Origin of the sequence: Sphingomonas telluris (assembly GCF_022568775.1) — a bacterium.
GTDB lineage: Bacteria > Pseudomonadota > Alphaproteobacteria > Sphingomonadales > Sphingomonadaceae > Sphingomicrobium > Sphingomicrobium telluris.
The window spans coordinates 1,327,930-1,344,693 of sequence record NZ_JAKZHW010000001.1; the positions used below are offsets into that span (position 1 = coordinate 1,327,930).

20 protein-coding genes and 1 pseudogene are annotated in these 16,764 nt (G+C 64.9%); 10 read left to right on the top strand and 11 right to left on the bottom strand.

Annotation, left to right across the window (positions count from 1 at the left end; all coding sequences use genetic code 11):
• Positions 1 to 370 precede the first annotated feature (370 nt).
• Positions 371 to 793, top strand: coding sequence for a secondary thiamine-phosphate synthase enzyme YjbQ (locus LZ016_RS06795; RefSeq protein WP_241446647.1), 423 nt, complete (start codon positions 371 to 373; stop codon positions 791 to 793).
• Positions 790 to 1,272: a YbaK/EbsC family protein gene (locus LZ016_RS06800; protein WP_241446648.1), complete on the top strand. Its 483-nt coding sequence runs from the start codon at positions 790 to 792 to the stop codon at positions 1,270 to 1,272. The genes LZ016_RS06795 and LZ016_RS06800 overlap by 4 nt, the downstream gene beginning before the upstream one ends.
• On the opposite strand, the gene LZ016_RS06805 is transcribed toward LZ016_RS06800, so the two are convergent.
• From LZ016_RS06805 to LZ016_RS06815, 3 genes are read right to left on the bottom strand one after another with little or no spacing between them, the layout of a single operon-like run.
• Positions 1,246 to 2,367, bottom strand: coding sequence for an NAD(P)/FAD-dependent oxidoreductase (locus LZ016_RS06805; RefSeq protein ID WP_241446649.1), 1,122 nt, complete (start codon positions 2,365 to 2,367; stop codon positions 1,246 to 1,248). The genes LZ016_RS06800 and LZ016_RS06805 overlap by 27 nt on opposite strands.
• Positions 2,364 to 3,500, bottom strand: coding sequence for a Re/Si-specific NAD(P)(+) transhydrogenase subunit alpha (locus tag LZ016_RS06810; RefSeq protein ID WP_241446650.1), 1,137 nt, complete (start codon positions 3,498 to 3,500; stop codon positions 2,364 to 2,366). The genes LZ016_RS06805 and LZ016_RS06810 overlap by 4 nt, the downstream gene beginning before the upstream one ends.
• 9 nt (positions 3,501 to 3,509) lie before the next feature.
• Positions 3,510 to 3,662 carry a hypothetical protein gene (locus tag LZ016_RS06815; RefSeq protein ID WP_241446651.1) on the bottom strand — a complete coding sequence of 51 codons (153 nt, stop codon included), beginning with the start codon at positions 3,660 to 3,662 and terminating at the stop codon, positions 3,510 to 3,512.
• A 126-nt stretch (positions 3,663 to 3,788) separates the two neighbouring features.
• On the opposite strand from LZ016_RS06815, the gene LZ016_RS06820 reads away from it, so the two are divergent.
• The 4 genes and pseudogenes from LZ016_RS06820 to LZ016_RS15515 all read left to right on the top strand — a co-directional run bounded on the left by LZ016_RS06820 (position 3,789) and on the right by LZ016_RS15515 (position 6,738).
• Entirely contained in the window at positions 3,789 to 5,228 is a 1,440-nt protein-coding gene (locus LZ016_RS06820; RefSeq protein WP_241446652.1) for a sigma-54-dependent transcriptional regulator, read from the top strand.
• A gap of 17 nt (positions 5,229 to 5,245) precedes the next feature.
• The gene (locus LZ016_RS06825; RefSeq protein ID WP_241446653.1) at positions 5,246 to 5,989 is read left to right on the top strand and encodes a phosphodiester glycosidase family protein; all 744 of its coding nucleotides are present in this window, start codon (positions 5,246 to 5,248) and stop codon (positions 5,987 to 5,989) included.
• Between the two features lie 9 nt (positions 5,990 to 5,998).
• A pseudogene (locus LZ016_RS06830) lies at positions 5,999 to 6,496 on the top strand (SDR family NAD(P)-dependent oxidoreductase); the annotation flags it as partial.
• A 113-nt stretch (positions 6,497 to 6,609) separates the two neighbouring features.
• Positions 6,610 to 6,738 (top strand): SDR family oxidoreductase, encoded by a 129-nt coding sequence (locus LZ016_RS15515; protein ID WP_277622517.1) that lies wholly within the window; start codon positions 6,610 to 6,612, stop codon positions 6,736 to 6,738.
• Here the strand turns inward: LZ016_RS15515 and folP are convergent.
• The 7 genes from folP to LZ016_RS06865 form a co-directional block, all read right to left on the bottom strand.
• On the bottom strand, positions 6,735 to 7,814 hold the full coding sequence (gene folP, locus LZ016_RS06835) for a dihydropteroate synthase (RefSeq protein WP_241446654.1): 1,080 nt from the start codon (positions 7,812 to 7,814) through the stop codon (positions 6,735 to 6,737). The genes LZ016_RS15515 and folP overlap by 4 nt on opposite strands.
• 157 nt (positions 7,815 to 7,971) lie before the next feature.
• Positions 7,972 to 8,400 carry an ExbD/TolR family protein gene (locus LZ016_RS06840; protein ID WP_436286347.1) on the bottom strand — a complete coding sequence of 143 codons (429 nt, stop codon included), beginning with the start codon at positions 8,398 to 8,400 and terminating at the stop codon, positions 7,972 to 7,974.
• 18 nt (positions 8,401 to 8,418) lie between these two features.
• Positions 8,419 to 8,907: an ExbD/TolR family protein gene (locus LZ016_RS06845; RefSeq protein ID WP_241446655.1), complete on the bottom strand. Its 489-nt coding sequence runs from the start codon at positions 8,905 to 8,907 to the stop codon at positions 8,419 to 8,421.
• Positions 8,908 to 8,986: 79 nt separating this feature from the next.
• Entirely contained in the window at positions 8,987 to 9,808 is an 822-nt protein-coding gene (locus LZ016_RS06850) for a MotA/TolQ/ExbB proton channel family protein (protein ID WP_241446656.1), read from the bottom strand.
• A gap of 48 nt (positions 9,809 to 9,856) precedes the next feature.
• Positions 9,857 to 10,522 (bottom strand): energy transducer TonB, encoded by a 666-nt coding sequence (locus tag LZ016_RS06855; protein ID WP_241446657.1) that lies wholly within the window; start codon positions 10,520 to 10,522, stop codon positions 9,857 to 9,859.
• Between the two features lie 179 nt (positions 10,523 to 10,701).
• A complete protein-coding gene (locus LZ016_RS06860; protein ID WP_241446658.1) occupies positions 10,702 to 11,127 on the bottom strand; it encodes a dihydroneopterin aldolase in 426 nt (141 codons plus the stop codon).
• Positions 11,127 to 11,861: an SDR family oxidoreductase gene (locus LZ016_RS06865; protein ID WP_241446659.1), complete on the bottom strand. Its 735-nt coding sequence runs from the start codon at positions 11,859 to 11,861 to the stop codon at positions 11,127 to 11,129. Before LZ016_RS06865 ends, LZ016_RS06860 begins: the two co-directional genes overlap by 1 nt.
• Positions 11,862 to 11,905: 44 nt before the next feature.
• Here LZ016_RS06865 and LZ016_RS06870 point away from each other — a divergent pair, with 44 nt between their 5' ends.
• The 4 genes from LZ016_RS06870 to LZ016_RS06885 all read left to right on the top strand — a co-directional run bounded on the left by LZ016_RS06870 (position 11,906) and on the right by LZ016_RS06885 (position 15,218).
• Entirely contained in the window at positions 11,906 to 12,484 is a 579-nt protein-coding gene (locus LZ016_RS06870; RefSeq protein WP_241446660.1) for a DUF1285 domain-containing protein, read from the top strand.
• Positions 12,481 to 13,062, top strand: a complete 582-nt coding sequence (locus LZ016_RS06875) for a CoA pyrophosphatase (protein WP_241446661.1) — start codon at positions 12,481 to 12,483, stop codon at positions 13,060 to 13,062. The genes LZ016_RS06870 and LZ016_RS06875 overlap by 4 nt, the downstream gene beginning before the upstream one ends.
• A gap of 35 nt (positions 13,063 to 13,097) precedes the next feature.
• A complete protein-coding gene (locus LZ016_RS06880) occupies positions 13,098 to 14,246 on the top strand; it encodes a CCA tRNA nucleotidyltransferase (protein ID WP_241447473.1) in 1,149 nt (382 codons plus the stop codon).
• A gap of 123 nt (positions 14,247 to 14,369) precedes the next feature.
• Positions 14,370 to 15,218 (top strand): outer membrane protein, encoded by an 849-nt coding sequence (locus LZ016_RS06885; RefSeq protein WP_277622518.1) that lies wholly within the window; start codon positions 14,370 to 14,372, stop codon positions 15,216 to 15,218.
• Between the two features lie 117 nt (positions 15,219 to 15,335).
• Here the strand turns inward: LZ016_RS06885 and LZ016_RS06895 are convergent, their stop codons facing one another.
• Positions 15,336 to 16,694 (bottom strand): L,D-transpeptidase family protein, encoded by a 1,359-nt coding sequence (locus LZ016_RS06895; protein ID WP_241446662.1) that lies wholly within the window; start codon positions 16,692 to 16,694, stop codon positions 15,336 to 15,338.
• Between the last annotated feature and the right edge of the window lie 70 nt (positions 16,695 to 16,764).

The following is a 16,764-nucleotide window of genomic DNA, read 5'->3' on the forward strand; positions in this document are numbered from 1 at the left end:
CCCCTCAGCTGCCGAATCGCAGTTCGAAGACAGGGGATGTCGCATGAAGAAGCCTGCTCAGACCAAGTGGAGCCTCTGGAACTATCTTCTTGGTTCCGGTTGGAGCAACGCCGCCACCGGTGGCTGAGAAACCTGAGCCGGTGAATGCCGGCTCAATTCTCTAAGCTTTTCAGTTGATTGCCGGAGCGTCCGCCAAAAGCGGGCGCTTTCGTGCGTCTGTGGCATGTTGGTCTCGTCGTGAGATAGCGTGCGCATCCGTGCCCGCGCGGAAGACCCGGGACGCGCCGGTCATTACGGCTGCGAATCGGGCGAATCGGCCCGGAATTTCTTAACCATTTGCGCGCTGCGAGAAGCGCTTTAGGGCGTGCGCATGCTTCGCCAGTGGTCGGGATCGATTGACGTCACTGCCCCGCGCCGGGGGCTTCATGACATTACGTACGAGGTAGAACGCTGGGTCGCCGAGCGCGCCGTCCAGAGCGGCTTGCTAACGCTGTTCTGCCGGCACACGTCGGCCTCGCTGCTGATCCAGGAGAATGCCGCGCCAGCCGCTCGCCGTGATCTCGAAGCCTATTTCGAGCGCGTGGCGCCGGAGAACCCAGTCCTCTACACGCACAACGATGAGGGCCCCGACGACATGCCCGCGCACTTGCGGTCCGCGCTGACCCAGACGCAGCTGTCCATTCCGGTCGCCGATGGCCGCATGGTCCTCGGGACCTGGCAGGGCATCTACCTGTTCGAGCATCGCCGCGAACCGTCGACGCGGCAGATCACGCTTCACGCGGTGGGCGAATGAGCCTCGAGTCTGCCCGCGCCTGGCTCGCGGAACATGCACCCGACCTCCCGCTGATCGAGGTTGAGGAAAGCACGGCGACGGTCGAGACCGCGGCGAAGGCGCTCGGCGTGGAGCCGGGGCGGATCGCCAAGACTTTGGCCGTACGCACCGGCGATCACACTTTCCTGCTGGTCGCGAGAGGAGATGCGCGTCTCGACAATGGGAAGAGCAAGCAGGAGTTCGGCGCCCGACCGCGCATGCTGGGGCCGGACGAGACATTCGAGTTGACCGGGCATCGGGTCGGCGGCGTCTGCCCATTCGGGCTTGCAACGGATTTACCCGTGTACCTCGACCTGTCGCTCAAAGCGTTCGACGTGGTCTATCCGGCCGGCGGTTCGCTCAACACGTCGGTCGAGGTGAGCACGGATCGGCTGTTCGAGCTGGTGGCCGACCGATGGGTCGACATCACGAAGCTACGCGAGGAAGCGCCGGAGGCTTAGCTCGTCGGCGCTTATCGCGACACTCGGCCACGGAGCGCCCGCAATCAGCGATTCCACCGCTCGCGCCACGACCGGCGACGTTTGCAGCCCGTAGCCGCCCTGACCTGCCAGCCAGAAGAAACCCTCAGCGTTCGCATCGAAGCCTGCGACCAGATGCTTGTCGGGCGAGAAGGTGCGCAGCCCTGCCCAACGGCTGTGAATGCGATCGACCTTCAGCGTGGTGCGCTCTTCGACGCGGTGCGCGGCCAGGGCAACTTCATATTCGTCGGGCTGAGCATCGCAGGGGTTCGTGGGCACTTCGTCCATCGGCGAGGCGAACAGCCGCCCGGACTCCGGTGCGAAGTAGAGCTCGTCAGCGACGGTCTTCGTGAAGGGCCAGCCGCTCGTGTCGGTGTCCGCGGGTCCGTCGAAGGTGATGATCGTCCGCTTGAGCGGGCTCAGTCCTATCCGGTCCAGCCCGGCAAGCTCCGCGACCGCGTCGGCCCAGGCCCCGGCCGCATTTACGAGGATCGGAGCGGAATAGTGATCGCCGGCCTCTGTCTCGACCTGCCACTCAGTGCCGACCTGTCGGATCGACCGAACGCGGGCACCTGTCATCAACTCGCCACCAGCTCGGCGCAGGGCGCGCACATGACCTTGCAGCATGGCGTGCGGGTCGAGGCGAATGCCGTTGCGGTCGACGATGCCGGCAACGGCGCCACCCTGACCCACGCGCAGAGCGGGGCACAACTCCAGGAGTCCGCGTTCGTCGACGCTTTCCAGCTCGGCGAAGCGCGCGATGCCGGTATGCAGAGCTTCCAGAGCCTGAAGCTCATCCTCCCGCGCATGGACGAGCACCGGAACGCGATGACCGAGCGGGACGTCGGTGAAGCCTTCGGGCGGTTGCTCGAAGAAGCCGCGGCTCTCCAGCGTTAGTGCGCGGACGAACGGATCGCCGAGCGCATAGTGCAGCATCGTCGCGCTTCGGCCCGACGAATGATAGCCGACCGCCTCTTCGCCCTCGAGGACGACGACCTTTCCGTGGTTAGCAAGTGCGGAGGCGGCGGAAAGCCCTGCGATCCCGCCGCCGATGATCAGGATATCGGCTGAGCTCAACTGGCCGAGCCCGCGAGCCTTTCGCTGACGATCTTGCCGCCTTGCGTCAGGCGGATGCCCTTCACGATCTCATCGTCGTCAGGGAACACGGGCCGGCTCTGGTCCTTATCCCAGAAGGCGCTGAGGAAATTGTAGAGATTGCGCGCGAAGAGCGCCGAGGAATCCGCCGCGAGGGTCCGCGAGAGGTTCGATGCGCCGATGATGGTGACACCGTGCCTCTGCACGTTCTCACCTGCCGCGCAGCCCTCGACGTTTCCGCCCGCATCCGCTGCGAGGTCCACGACGACGCTGCCCTGCCGCATGGACGCGAGCTGCGCATCGCTGATCAGCCGCGGCGCCGGGCGGCCGGGAATCAGCGCGGTGGTGATCACAAGGTCCTGCTTGGCGATGTGGCTGGAAACCAGCTCGGCCTGCGCCTTCTGATATTCCTCCGACATCTCGGTCGCATAGCCGCCCGCTCCCTCGCCCTCGATGCCTGCGACATTCTCGACGAAGATCGGCTTGGCGCCGAGCGACTGGATCTGCTCCTTGGTGGCGGAGCGGACGTCGGTCGCACTGACCTGGGCGCCGAGGCGGCGGGCGGTGGCGATCGCCTGCAAGCCCGCGACGCCGACGCCCATGACGAACACGCGCGCCGCACTGATCGTGCCGGCAGCCGTCATCATCATCGGAAACGCCCGGCCATATGCCGCGGCCCCGTCCACGACTGCCTTGTAGCCCGCGAGGTTCGACTGCGAGGAGAGGATGTCCATGGACTGCGCCCGCGTGATGCGCGGCATCCATTCCATCGCCAGCGCCTGCAGGCCCGCCTTGGCATAGCCATCGATGGCGTCGGTGCGTCTGGTCGGATCGAGAGCGCCGACGAGCAGCGCTCCCGGCTTTACCCCCTTCAGCGAAGCCGCATCCGGTCCGTTGATGCAGAGGATGGCGTCTGCGCCAGCCAAGACCGTCTCGCGAGGAGCGACGCTCGCCCCGGCGGCTTCAAAGTCCTTGTCGGAAATCGAAGCGCTCTGCCCCGCGCGGGCTTCCACCGCGACCTCGGCGCCGAGAGCGATGAACTTCTTCACGGTTTCGGGCGTCGCCGCGACGCGGGTCTCACCGGGCGCGGTCTCCTTGACGACGGCGATCTTCATCGCCGGGCGCTAGCTGATGATCAGTACGACGAGGAACCCGATCGCCAGGCAGGCAATCGCGCCATATTTCAGCAGCTTGGTGAAGCGCTCATAGTCTTCGACATGATGTGCGACTTCCGCCGTGGGCGGGTGGGCCAGCAACGGCTCTTCGTCATGCGCCATGAAAATCCCCTTATGATGTCGACCTGTTCGTCACATCCCATAACAAGGCGCTTCGCAGCCCCCAAGCCCCTGCTTTCTTAAGGAGGTCTTTACCCTTGGGTGTCTAGACTCGGGACAGAGTCAGAGATGCGCGAAGACCAGACCAACCGCTGCCTCCTGCTGATCGAAGCAGATCCCGCCGAACGACGGCTCGTTTCGGCCGTGGCGGCACGTGCCGGCTGGAGCACCGTCGGCGCCGATTGCCTCGAGACCGCGCAGGCGCTCTTGCAGGGCCCGCACGGCCGCGAAGTCCAGGCGGCGCTTCTTGCCAACTGGGAAGAGGAAAGCGGGCCGTCCACGATCGCCGCACTCAGGTCATCCAGGCAGGGGCTTCCCGTCATCGTCCTGGCGGAAAGCGATTCGGTATCTGTCGCGGTCGAAGCGATGCGTGCCGGTGCCACCGATTTCCTCTCGCGTCCGGTCGCCTCCGAGCGGCTGATCGACGCGCTCGCCGCCAATGCCGACCGCCGCAAGCCCGGCGGAGAGCTCATCCCAGTTGCCGAGAAGCTGGCCCCCGTCCTGTCGCTGGAGCAACTGGTCGGCGCGACGCCCGAATATCGCGCCGCCCTCGCCGTCGCGGCCAAGGCAGCGCGCAACCGGCTGCCGATCCTCATCGTCGGCGAGCCCGGCACCGGCAAGGAAACCGTCGCCCGCGCGATCCATTCCGCGAGCCTGCGCGCCCGGGGCCCGCTCGTCATCGTCGACTGCAAGGCCGTGCCCGGCAACGTCGTCGACAGCGAACTGTTCGGCCATGTGAAGGGTGCCTTTCCGGGCGCCTTCTCCGAGAAGACCGGCCGGATGGTCGAAGCGGACACCGGCACGCTCATCCTAGACGAGATCGGCGCACTGCCGAAATCGACTCAGGAAACTCTGGACCGCGTCCTCGCCACCGGCGAAGTCCGTCCGGTCGGCTGCAACGGAAGCTCTTCCGTCGACCTGCGCCTGATCGCCACCACGAGCGCGCCGCTATCCGATAGCTTCAACGAAATGCTTCGGGAGCGGATCGGCACGACGGTGGTGACGCTGCCCACGCTTCGCGATCGCAGCGGCGACATCCCTGCCCTCGCCCGCCACCTACTGTCTCGCTTTGCCGAGCAGGAACTGATCCCCGAGCTTTCGATCGGGAACGACGCGCTTGCGGTGCTCATGCGCTACGGCTGGCCCGGCAACGTGCGCCAGCTGGCGAGTGTGCTGTTCCGCGCGGGCCTGCATTGCGACCGCGGCGGCCTGACCGCCGAGGACTTCCCGCACATCGCCAGCCAGTCGCGCTTCACCAACCGCAAGAGCGACTTCGCGCCGCAGATCAGCAAGCAGTCGAGCGACCTCGCGCTCGGCGGCGCTCCGGGCGTGACCCTGTTCACCAGCGACGGTCACCTGCGGACGCTGGAAGAGATCGAGGCCGACATCATCCGGCTCGCCATCGGCCACTATCGCGGACGCATGACGGAAGTCGCGCGCCGCCTCGGCATCGGCCGCTCCACGCTCTATCGCAAGCTCAGCGACATCGGCATCGACACGGCCGCCTGACGCGTTAGCCTCGCCTGGTGCGAGTGCTCATTCTCTCCTTCCTGCTGCTCGCGGCCTGCGACAAGACGGACGCAGCCGCCGAACAACCGCAATCGCCGTGCCGTCAGCAGGTCTTCGAGAGCAGCCGCTTCACCGTTTGCGATCCCGGGAAAGGCGCGATCGAGCTGGTCGCCGCAGCGCCGAATCAGATCGCGATCCGCCGCTTCAATGACCTAGAAATGCGATTAGGCCGGCGAGCGGACAAGGTCGCCTTCGCGATGAATGCGGGGATGTATGACGAGGACGGACGACCGATCGGGCTCGCTATCGTCGACGGAAAGCAGAAGCATGCGATTAACCTGCGGAAAGGCGGCGGCAACTTCCGCCTGATGCCGAATGGCGTGTTCCAGGTTCGGAAGAATAACCGCGTTGAAATTCTTCCCAGCACGCAATGGCAGCCATCGTCCGACATCCGACTGGCGACGCAATCGGGTCCAATGCTCGTGATCGCGGGCAAGCTCCATCCCGCATTCGAGGCCGATGGAAGCTCCCGCTACATCCGCAATGGCGTGGGCATTGCGCCCGGCGGCGGCGCACTCTTCGTGATCAGCGAAGGCCCGGTCTCGCTCGGCAAGTTCGGGCGCTTCTTCCGCGATCAGCTGAAGACGCAGAACGCGCTGTTCCTCGATGGGGCGGTCAGCGCTCTGTGGGACCCGGCCAACGGCCGTCGAGACCTGACCAAGCCGCTCGGACCGATGGTCGTCGTCTTCAAGGCCCGCTAAGGCGCGGTCATGCGGTTCAAAGGCAAGACCGTCCTCGTAACCGGCGCCGCGTCCGGCATCGGAAGAGCCTGCGCCCAGTTGGTCGCTTGTGAAGGCGCCGCACGGATCGTCGCGGTGGACGCGAATGCAGAGGGCCTTGCCGCGCTCGATCTCGAATGTTCGGTGACCCGGCTGGCCGGCAACGTCGCCGATGAGGACCTTTGGGAAGTTGCTGACCTCGGCGCGATCGACAACGCGGTCATCAACGCGGGCGTTGCCGGGGCGGGACTGATCGCCGACCTCAGCTTCGCCGAATGGCGGCGGATTATCTCGGTCAATCTCGACGGCGCCTTCCTTTCGCTACGGGCCGCGGTGCGAGCCATGAGAGACGGAGGTTCGATCGTGGCTGTCGCATCCGCAGCAGGATTGAAGGCTGAACCTGGAGTTGCCGCGTACGGAGCCTCGAAGGCAGGCTTGATCCAGCTTGCGCGCATTGCGGCCAAGGAACTGGCGGGCCGGCAAATCCGGGTGAACGCCATCGCGCCCGGCGGAGTCGAAACGCCGGTGTGGGACGCGGTGCCGATGTTCGCGGATCGGGCGCGCAAGATCGGCCGGATGCCGCCTTCGCGGAAATGGCAGCAATGGCCACGCCGCTCGGTCGCTACGCGACAGCGGAGGAAATCGCCGAGCAGATCGCGTTCCTGCTTTCGGACAGCGCGCCGACGGTGACGGGATCCGTCCTCGTCAGCGACGGTGGCTACACGCTTTAGGAAAGGCGGGGCGTTAGCGCCTGGTCGCGCAGACCGCGCCAGATCCGGAGAGCCTGCACCGCTTCCGGCACGTCGTGCACCCGGACGATCTGAGCGCCCTGCTCCACCGACTTAAGGGCGAACGCGATGCTTCCGCCAAGACGGTCGTTCGCGGGCGCTTCGCCCGACAAAGCTCCAATCGTGCGCTTGCGGCTGGCGCCGAGGACGAGCGGGCATCCGAGCGAATGGAAGGTCGCGAGGCAGTTCATCAGCTCGAGGTTGTGGGCCACCGTTTTTCCGAAGCCGAAGCCCGGATCGATGAGGATGCGAGCGCGGTCGATGCCTGCCGCCTCGGCCGCCGCGATGCGCTCTTCCAGCCAGAGATAAACCTCGACCAGCACGTCCTCATAGCGCGGGTCCTGCTGCATCGTTTCGGGGGAGCCGAGATGGTGCATGAGGATGACGGGCGCGCCAGCCGCCGCGATGACTTCCGCGGAGCGCGGGTCGAACGTTAAGGCGGAGACGTCGTTGACGAGCCGCGCGCCGGCCTGAAGCGCCGCCGTCATGACCTCGCTCTTCCGGGTATCGATCGATACGGCGGCCCCGCTCATGGCGAGCCCCTGAACGACCGGAACGACGCGCTGGATCTCGTCCTCGGCCCAGACCTGTTGCGCGCCAGGACGGGTGGACTCGCCCCCGACGTCGAGGATGGCGGCGCCCTTGCTCGACGCTTCCACGCCCGCCTCGACGGCTGAGTTCGCGTCGGCGAGCTGGCCGCCATCCGAGAAACTGTCCGGCGTCACGTTGAGAATCGCCATGACCTGCGGCTGGTCGAGGCGGATAGTTCGCTCACCCAGTTGCAATGGCTGGCGTGTGCTCGTCAGCGCCTTCCACTGCGCCTCGAGTTCGCCTTCGAGATGCGGTTCGAGGTCGGTGACTGAGAGCAATTCGGCGGACCTGCGGCGATTGCCTTCGATGCGCAGCAACTCGACGGACGAAAACCAGCTCATCCCGCCAGCGAGTCTTGCGACCTTTCCGTCGTGGCCGAAGGGCGAATCGACGAAGCCGGTGGGCCGGATCAGGGTTCGAGCTGCCATGCCCAGCTAGTGCGGGCCGAACGACGCTTGTTCAAGCCCCGAGCTCTAAGGGGCAGCTTGAGAAGGCCTGCAGGCCCCGATTCCGGCTTCGGCCCAACCCCAAAACAAAAGGGCGGCCCGAACGGACCGCCCTTGAGGGAAGTAGTGGACTAGCTTCCTAGAAGTTCATGTACGCTTCGTTGCCGACGAAGCCCATCTTCTCGACGTGAGCGCGCTTGGTCGTCGCAAGCACCTCGTCGACGAGCTCATATCGGGCATCGGGTTCCGGCTGCAGGTGAAGTTCCGGGATCGGGTTCATCTGCTGCGAGACCTCGAGGTACTGGCGCAGCTGCTGCATATTGACCGCAGCGCCGTTCCAAAGGACCTGACCACCGGCCGTGATGACGACCTTGTTCTTGGTCGGCTCAACCGGCGGAGGCGGCGCCTGCGAGTCCTGCGGCAAGTCGAGCTTCACCGCGTGCGTCTGGATCGGGATCGTGATGATGAACATGATGAGAAGCACGAGCATGACGTCGATCAACGGCGTCATGTTGATGTCCATCATGGGTTCGCCCGAAGTGTTCGAACCGGTGGTTTGCATCGCCATGGCGATAAACTCCTAAATCTACAGGCGCGTGGTAGTGCCAGAACCTGCCGGCGGTTCGGAGATGAAGCCGACGCGAGCGAAGCCCGCACGCTGCATCGTGAACACTGCCCCGCCAACGCAACGGTACGGCGTGTTGATGTCGGCACGGATATGCGCCTCAGGCATCGTCTCTTCGGTCAGGTTCTGCGGACCGCCGACAGCCTTGATCTGATCTTCCAGCTTCTTGACCGCGCGATCGAGCAACTCCTTGGAATCGACCTTCGTGAGGTTCCAGTACACTTCGCACTGGCCGCCAGAGGCCTTCACCGAGAGGTTCACGTTCTCGGGCTTCGTGGTCGTCGGCTCATAGCGGACCTTCGGTAGCTCGACCGGAACGGTCTGCAACACGACGGGAACCGCGATGAGGAAGATGATCAGGAGCACGAGCATCACGTCGACGAGCGGCGTGACGTTGATGTCGGACATCGGGACGTCTTCGTCGCCGTCCTGACTTACGCCCATTGCCATTGGCAGTTCGCTTTCTTCAGTTCGATGTCGTCACGGGCCGTGCCGGCCGGCGGACCAAGCCGGCACGGAACCGATTGCCTTAGACGCGGTCTGCCGTCGTCGCGCCGGTGCGAACCGGCTCCTGCGTGCGGGCGGCCGGGCCACCTGCAGTCGCCGGACGAGCGGCTTCAGTCTTGGCCGAGGTCGGGCCGAAGCGCGGCTTCACGCGGCCTTCGGAAACGAGGTAGCCGTGAAGGTCGTTCGTGAAGGCCGCGAGGTCCTCCATGATCGACTTGTTGCGACGGACGAGCCAGTTGTAGGCAAGCACGGCCGGAACGGCGACGACGAGGCCGAGCGCGGTCATGATCAGAGCTTCACCGACCGGGCCCGCGACGACGTCGATCGAGGCCTGGCCCGACGCGCCGATCTTGATGAGAGCGCGGTAGATGCCGATGACGGTACCGAACAGCCCGATGAACGGAGCGGTCGAACCGACGGTCGCGAGGAAGGCGAGGCCCTCACCGAGGCGGGCGCCGATCGCACCCTGGCTGCGGGCCAGGCTGTTTGCCATCCAGTCGTGGCGGTCGATCGGGTCGGTCAGCTTGTCGTGCTGCTCCTGCGCCAGAAGCGCATCGTCGACGATCGAGCGATAGGCGCTGCGGCTGTCGAGCTTGGTCGCGGCTTCACGCAGGTTCGGCGAATTCCAGAAGCTCGCACGGACCTTGCGGCCCTGGCTGATGATCTTCTGCTGCTGCATCAGCTTCGTGAACAGGATGTAGAAAGAGAAGATCGACATACCCACGAGGATGATGAACACCGACCATGCGATGATGCCACCCTGCTCGAGGGCTTGGAAAAGGCCGTAGGGGTTCTCCCCGGCGGGAGCTGCAGCGGCTGCTGCGGTGAGTGCGAGAATTGACATGTCCGTCTACTTTCCTCTCGAAAAATAATTCAGTTCGGCGCGGCGGGCTCAGCCCTCGAGACGCCAGGTAATACGTTGGCTGTAAGTATCCGGCATCGGCTGGCCATTACTGCCCTTGGCCGGCGTGAACCGGGCGCGGCTGCGCAGGATGCGGCAGGTCGCATTGTCGAGCGAACGCGATCCACTCGATCCGGTCACGTTGCATCCGCTGACACGTCCGTCCGTGCCGATGGAAAGCGAGACCGAAACGGTGCCCTGATCTTCGTTGCGGAGCGCGTCAGGCGGATAATCGTCCGCGCTGAACAGGCTCTGCAGGTTACCCTTGGCGCTCTGCGCCTTCGTCACGATCGCCGGAGGCGGCGGTGCGGGTGGAGCCGGAGGCGCCGGAGGCGCGGTCGGCGTGATCACCGGCGGCGGCGCTTCACGGACCGTCTGCACGATCGGCGGCGGCGCAATGTTGGTGCGAACCAACGGCGGCGGCGCAACGACCTGCGGCGGAGTTTCCGGCTGATCAGGCGGCGGGGGCGGCGGCTCCTCGGGGGGCGGCGGCTCCTCTTCGACGTTGAACGTCTTAAGGTCCTCAGCGGCCTTCTTCACGATGTTGTAAGCAAGTCCGGTCACGATCGCGTAGCCGAGTGCGGCATGGATCAGCGCCACGATGACGATCGCGACCGTGCGGTTGCCGCTCATCTCTTTGCGTGTTGCGTATGACATTAACGCGCAGTTCTCCTCGACACGCCATCACCAAAGTTCGGATCCGGCGAGCCCCCTCCGCCCGATCCAATGAAGGAACGTTGTCCATGTACTATGGTTACATGGACGACAAGCGCGCCTCCTTAACTATCGCACAAAGGCCGTGCAACGGATTTTGTTCCACTCTTGTTACGTTATGGTCACGCTTCCGGGGCAGCACCCGTGAACGAAGCGAGTTCCACGCCAACGGAGCGGGCCTCGGGATAGACGTCAGGCTTCGCCGTCACGACGCGCAAAGCACGCACGCCGCGCATCGCAGCAAAGCGATCGAAGAGCGCATGTACCAGAGATTCCTGCAGATTATAACGGCGCGCTGACGCCAGCTCCTGTACCTGCTCGCGCACGAAGTCGTAATCCCAAGCCGTCGAAGGATCGTCGCTGTCAGCCGGCGGAATGTGATCGAGCCAGACTTCGACAGTAACCAGCAATCGCTGCGGTGTCCCGATTTCGAAATCGTGGAATCCGATGTCGGCCATGACCTCGAGCGAATCGAGAAAGATGCGCGCGCTGCGCGGACGCAGACTGTCCGGAATCATGCCCTCAAGGCGCGTGGTTACGTCGGTCATCATTCCTCCAGAAACTGCACGTCGCGCGATGGCGGATCGAAGCGCTGGCCGCCGTCGATCACGAGCACTTCGCCTGTCACGGCCCACGCCTGCGCGAAGTACCGGACGGCCGCGACGACATCCTGCGGCTCGACGCCGCGCCGCAGCGGATTTCGGGCGTGCATGATCGCGAAATTCTCGGCGCTCTGACCTGTCGACCGGAGCATCAGCGCCGGAGCGATTCCATTGACGCGAATCCCTTTCGGAGCGAGCGCCCGCGCCGCGAGTTCGGTGAATCCAGCGAGGGCCTGCTTCGACAAAGTGTAGCTCAGAAAATCCGGGTTGGGCGCGATGAGCTTTGAATCGAGAAGGTTGATGACGATGCCGTCATCGCCCGCGCGATGTTGCCGCGCGAAAGCTTCCGTCAGAAGAATCGGAGCGCGAACATTGACCGCAACATGGGCGTCCAGTTCGTCGGGGTTGAAGTCACCCAGCGCGTCGTGAGCGAAACGCGCTGCATTGTTGATCAGCAGCCGAACCGGCGGAAGTTCTCTGGCAGCTTCGAAGATGGTGTGTGCACAGGCAAGATCGGCGAGAGCGGCAACGACCTTCACCGCGCCCTCGGGCACGGAATCGTCGGCATGATGAACGTGCGCGACCACGGTCCAGCCGTCTTCGACGAGCGCGGCAGCGAGCACGGCGCCGACGCGTTTTCCGGCTCCCGTTACGATTGCTGTGCGCGGTCCCTCGTTCATCGCGCTCTGTTGTCATCGCGAGCGCGGCGAAGCAATGACGAGTCGTGCCCGAAAGTCGCGCCCCTATCGAGCTGCACGGTGTCAGCCTTGCCGAATTGCAGACGCTGATCGACGAGCGCCGGCTGCCGCCAGTCGACAAGTGGGATCCAACGCACTGTGGCCATAGTGGCATGCGCATCGCGCGCGACGGCACCTGGTATCACGAAGGCAGTCCCATCGGCCGGTCCGCGATGGTGCGGCTGTTTTCAACTGTGCTCCGCCGCGAACCGGATGGAACGCACGTCCTCGTCACCCCCGTGGAGAAGCTCGAGATCGAGGTCGAAAGCACGGCCTTCCGCGCGACCGAGATGCAGTCGGAAGGCGAAGGTCCGGCACGGAAGATCGCGTTCAAGCTCGACAGTGGCGATCTCGTCATCGCCGGCCCGGATCACCCGCTCGTCATCGAAGCCACGGACCACGGTCCATCCCCGCGGCTGGCCGTGCGGCATGGCCTGCAGGCTGAGCTGTCGAGACCTCTTTATTATGAGCTCGCGGAAATCGCGCTTGCCGAGGGCAGCGAACCCGCGGGCGTGTGGAGCGACGGCACGTTCTTCGCGCTCGATCCGGATGGTGCCGCACAATGAACCTGTCCGATCGATTGCGCGCAGCCATCTCGGATGGCGGGGCGGAAGACATGCTGATCGGCGATCTTCCGGAAGTCCACAGGGACGCGGATACGCCGGCCGCCGTGCTCATCGCCGTCACGGACCGGCCGGAGCCTGGCGTGATCCTGACCGTCCGGCGCGAGCACATGCGCACGCACGCGGGACAGATCGCTTTCCCCGGCGGGCGGCTCGACCCCGGCGAAGACACAGTCGCGGCGGCATTACGCGAGGCCCACGAGGAGATCGGTCTCGATCCGGCCGAGGTCGATGTCATCCGTGAGCTCGACCCATATCGCACCGTGACGAGCTACATCATCACTCCTGTCGTCGGCGTGGTCCCGCCCGACCTGCCGCTGGAACCGCACGAGCATGAGGTGGCAGACTGGTTCGAAGCCCCCCTCGCCTTCATCCTCGATCCGGCCAACCAGCAGCGGCAAAGCGCCTTGTTTCAGGGCCGGACCCGCCACTATTACGAGATCGTCTGGAATGGGCGCAGGATCTGGGGGGCAACTGCGGCAGTGATCGTCAATCTCTCTCGCAGGTTGCAGTGGAGCTGAAGCTCAACGTCGCGAAGTGGGGTCGCCGCCGGGGGATGGCTCGCCTGCTCGATGCGCTTGGCGCCGACGAGGGGCTGACGCGCTACGTCGGAGGAGCAGTGCGCGACGAGCTGCTCGACATCCCCGTCAACGATGTGGACCTCGCCACCAAGCTTCGGCCCGACGACGTCGTGGAGCGGCTGGAGGCCGCGAAGATCAAGGCCGTGCCGACGGGTATCGAGCACGGGACCGTCACTGCGATCAGCAACGGTCATCCGGTCGAGGTGACCAGCCTTCGGCGAGACGTCGCGACCGACGGCCGGCGGGCGACCGTCGCCTTCACCGACGACTGGCAGGAAGACGCCGCCCGGCGCGACTTCACGATCAACGCCCTCTTCGCCGATCCGCGCACCGGCGAGATTTACGATTATTTCGGCGGCATCGGGGACCTGCTGGAGCGCCGCGTCCGCTTCATTGGCGACCCTTATGAGCGAATTGCCGAAGACCATCTGAGGATCCTCCGCTTCTTCCGGTTCCACGCCCGGTTCGGAAAGGACGACCCCGACGCCGCCGCACTCGACGCCTGTGCGGCACGCGCGAACGACTTGATGGCGCTTTCGCGTGAGCGGATCGCCGACGAGCTGATTAAGCTCCTCGCGGTCGTCGACCCGACGCCGACAGTACGCATCATGCTCGATCGCGGCATATTGCTGCCGGTCATTCCCGAAATTGCTGTGACATCGGCCGACGCGTTGAACAAACTCGTCGCGCTGGAGCGCAAGGCTGGAATAGCGGGCGATCCGCTCCGCCGCCTGGCGGCATTGTTGCCACGTGATCCGGCCGTCGCCGAGCGCGTGGCGGTTCGGCTCAAGCTTTCGACAAAGGCGCGCAAGCGGCTCGGCTGCGCTGTGGCGAGCGACCTCGACGTGAACGCGCACGCGCTCGCCTATTTCATCGGCACCGAGTGCGCGATCGACCGCCTTCTCCTGGCGAACAAATCCACGGATGCAGCCGAGATCGGCCTATGGACCGCACCCCGTCTTCCGATCGGCGGAGGCGAGCTGATCGAGCGCGGCCTGACTGCCGGGCCAGTCGTCGCTCGCACGCTACGAGCGCTGGAACGCCGCTGGGTCGATCGCGGTTTCCCGACGGGTGCCGACTTCGACCAAATCGTTGCGGAAGCGCTGAAAAGCGCCAACAATTGATGTGTCCCGACCCCGTTGCGCATTTGCAACACCGCGCCGCGGACGCGGCTGATCCGGTTGCGTTGCAATACTTTCGGATGCATGACCGCCGCAGGCTTTTCTTGGCCACAGAGGGGTTATTTAATGCGTAAATACCTGCTCGCCGCTGTAGCTGCGGCTGCAATCGCATCGCCCGCCGCCGCTCGCGACGGCTCGGGCTATGTGGGCATCGATCTCGGACCGATGCTCGCAGAGGATTCCGACTACGACTTCACCGACGCAACGCACGACGTGAACGACGGCGTCAGCACCGATTACAAGACCGGCTTCGATGTCGATCTCATCGGCGGCTACGACCTCGGCATGTTCCGCGTCGAGCTCGAGCTTGGCTACAAGCGCGCGAGCATCGACGAAGTGTCGATCAACAACGCCATCGTCCCGGGCAACCAGGTCAACTTCGACGCTGACGGCAGCACCAAGGTCTATTCGATCATGGGCAACGGCATGGTCGACTTCGGCGGCGACAACGGCTGGAGCGGCTTCCTGGGCGTCGGCCTCGGTCTTGCCCGCGTGAAGACGAACGCAGACTTCAGCGCAACGGTCCCGACCGTTCCGTCGACCGACTTCGGTTTCAGCGATTCCGATTCCGGCATCGCCTACCAGGTCATTGCCGGTGTCCGCACGGCGGTGAGCGACAACATCGATCTGGGCCTGAAGTATCGCTTCTTCACGACGAAGGCGATGGACTTCGAGGACGATCTCGACGGTGCGTCGCTGCACGGCCGTTTCCGGTCGCACAGCCTGATGGCGAGCCTGATCTACAACTTCTACTCGCCGCCGCCGCCGCCGCCGCCCCCACCGCCGCCCCCGCCGCCTCCACCGCCTCCGGCGACGCAGACGTGCCCGGACGGATCGGTGATCCTGGCGACCGAAGCGTGCCCGGCTCCGCCGCCGCCTCCTCCGCCGCCGCCGCCGGCGCCGGAACGCGGCTAAGATCGCGGTCACAGGAAAACGGCCGGTCCGGAGAAATCCGGGCCGGCCTTTTCTTTTGGGCAAAGAAAAGGCGGCGATGGGAGATCCCACCGCCGCCTTTGATTTATGCTTTCAGGCTTAGTCCCTCGGCACTCGCGATGCCACCATCTGGGCCGCGGCCATTTGTGCAGCGCCCGGCTTATCCCAGCCGTATGGATCCTTGAGATAGGTCAGCCCCGCCGACGTCGGCTGCGCCGTGAGATAGGTTAGGATGATCGGCACCGGCTGCGGCACCTGGGCCTGGATTTCCGGGTCGGGGCCCGGCGCAACCGGATCGCGGCCCCCCAGCAGCCACCGCCCAAAGCGCTTGGCATCTTCCAGACGGACGCAGCCATTGCTCTGGTGCAGGTCGGCGTCCTTGAAATGCTGAGGCGTCGACGTGTCGTGCAGATAGATATCTTCCGGGTTCGGGAAGGGGAACTTGAGCACGCCCATGAAATTCTCGGGACCCGGGTCCTGACGGACGCGAAGCCTCACCTTGCCGGACGCAACGTCCTTCCAGTTGATGCTCTCGGCGGGAATCGTCGCCGAATTAGCGCTCCAATCGGCCATCACCTGGTAGCCCATCTTGCCATGGAAATACTTCATGCCACCGGCAAGCGTCTTCGCCGCAATGGGTCCGCGCACGAGGTGGTCAGGCGCATTCCAATACGGATTGTAGACGATGTAATACATGACGCTGGAGATCATCGGCGTCGGACGGTCCGGCATTCCGACGATCACCTTCATCGAATCCACCGGCACACCGTTCTCGTACATGTAAAGGCGCGAACCGCCTGCGTCGACGAGGACGAAACGTCCCTTGGCCGGGATCGAGCGCGAGCGCTCCAGGTTAAGTACAGCGCGCGGATCTGGGTCGAGCGTGCCCGTCTGCTGCATTCGCGCCCATTCGGCATCGCGGATGCCCGCGTAGACTGGGTTCACCGCGGCGACTGAAGAGACGTGCGCTTCTAGCGAGGGCGCGCTGGAGGCAGCGAGCAGGATTTGGTCCGTGCGCGTGCCCTGCGGCTTCAGGACGTCATATTGGTAGATCATGCCGGGCGTCGGGCGCTTGATCGTCTGGACATACAGCACCCAGGCCGCCGAAATGGTTTGCTCGGCAGCGGCGATGTCGGCCGGATTGCCGCTCGAAGCTGCGCGCACGGCATTCTCGACCTGAACGGCGAGCTCGGGGCCGTTCGAAAGGCCATCGAGGCGGGCGCGACGCAGGATTTGCGTCAGCTGCGTCACGGCGACCGACGGACCGCCGTTCTTGAACCAGATCGGCTTCAGCTTGTACTGGTCGTAGAGAGCGCTCACCGACCCAGCGGTCGGAATGCTCACGATCGGCGCCGCAGCGATAGGCGCAAGCGCCTGGTCCGCGGCAATGGCGGCGGTGGGACCGGCAACCGCAAGTGCGGATGCCAAGGCGATCATCTTAAATCTGTGCAGGCTCACGATTTTCCCTCTACCCGGCGTTACCTGAACAATGCCCTTACGGCTGCGCAGGTTCAACCGGGACACACCC

Coding starts and splice junctions, on each gene's coding strand:
- LZ016_RS06795 (WP_241446647.1), top strand. CDS start 371: ATGCTTCGCCAGTGGTCGGGATCGATTGACGTCACTGCCCCGCGCCGG.
- LZ016_RS06800 (WP_241446648.1), top strand. CDS start 790: ATGAGCCTCGAGTCTGCCCGCGCCTGGCTCGCGGAACATGCACCCGAC.
- LZ016_RS06810 (WP_241446650.1), bottom strand. CDS start 3,500: ATGAAGATCGCCGTCGTCAAGGAGACCGCGCCCGGTGAGACCCGCGTC.
- LZ016_RS06815 (WP_241446651.1), bottom strand. CDS start 3,662: ATGGCGCATGACGAAGAGCCGTTGCTGGCCCACCCGCCCACGGCGGAA.
- LZ016_RS06820 (WP_241446652.1), top strand. CDS start 3,789: ATGCGCGAAGACCAGACCAACCGCTGCCTCCTGCTGATCGAAGCAGAT.
- LZ016_RS15515 (WP_277622517.1), top strand. CDS start 6,610: ATGGCCACGCCGCTCGGTCGCTACGCGACAGCGGAGGAAATCGCCGAG.
- folP (WP_241446654.1), bottom strand. CDS start 7,814: ATGGCAGCTCGAACCCTGATCCGGCCCACCGGCTTCGTCGATTCGCCC.
- LZ016_RS06840 (WP_436286347.1), bottom strand. CDS start 8,400: ATGGCGATGCAAACCACCGGTTCGAACACTTCGGGCGAACCCATGATG.
- LZ016_RS06845 (WP_241446655.1), bottom strand. CDS start 8,907: ATGGCAATGGGCGTAAGTCAGGACGGCGACGAAGACGTCCCGATGTCC.
- LZ016_RS06850 (WP_241446656.1), bottom strand. CDS start 9,808: ATGTCAATTCTCGCACTCACCGCAGCAGCCGCTGCAGCTCCCGCCGGG.
- LZ016_RS06855 (WP_241446657.1), bottom strand. CDS start 10,522: ATGTCATACGCAACACGCAAAGAGATGAGCGGCAACCGCACGGTCGCG.
- LZ016_RS06860 (WP_241446658.1), bottom strand. CDS start 11,127: ATGACCGACGTAACCACGCGCCTTGAGGGCATGATTCCGGACAGTCTG.
- LZ016_RS06865 (WP_241446659.1), bottom strand. CDS start 11,861: ATGAACGAGGGACCGCGCACAGCAATCGTAACGGGAGCCGGAAAACGC.
- LZ016_RS06875 (WP_241446661.1), top strand. CDS start 12,481: ATGAACCTGTCCGATCGATTGCGCGCAGCCATCTCGGATGGCGGGGCG.
- LZ016_RS06880 (WP_241447473.1), top strand. CDS start 13,098: ATGGCTCGCCTGCTCGATGCGCTTGGCGCCGACGAGGGGCTGACGCGC.
- LZ016_RS06885 (WP_277622518.1), top strand. CDS start 14,370: ATGCGTAAATACCTGCTCGCCGCTGTAGCTGCGGCTGCAATCGCATCG.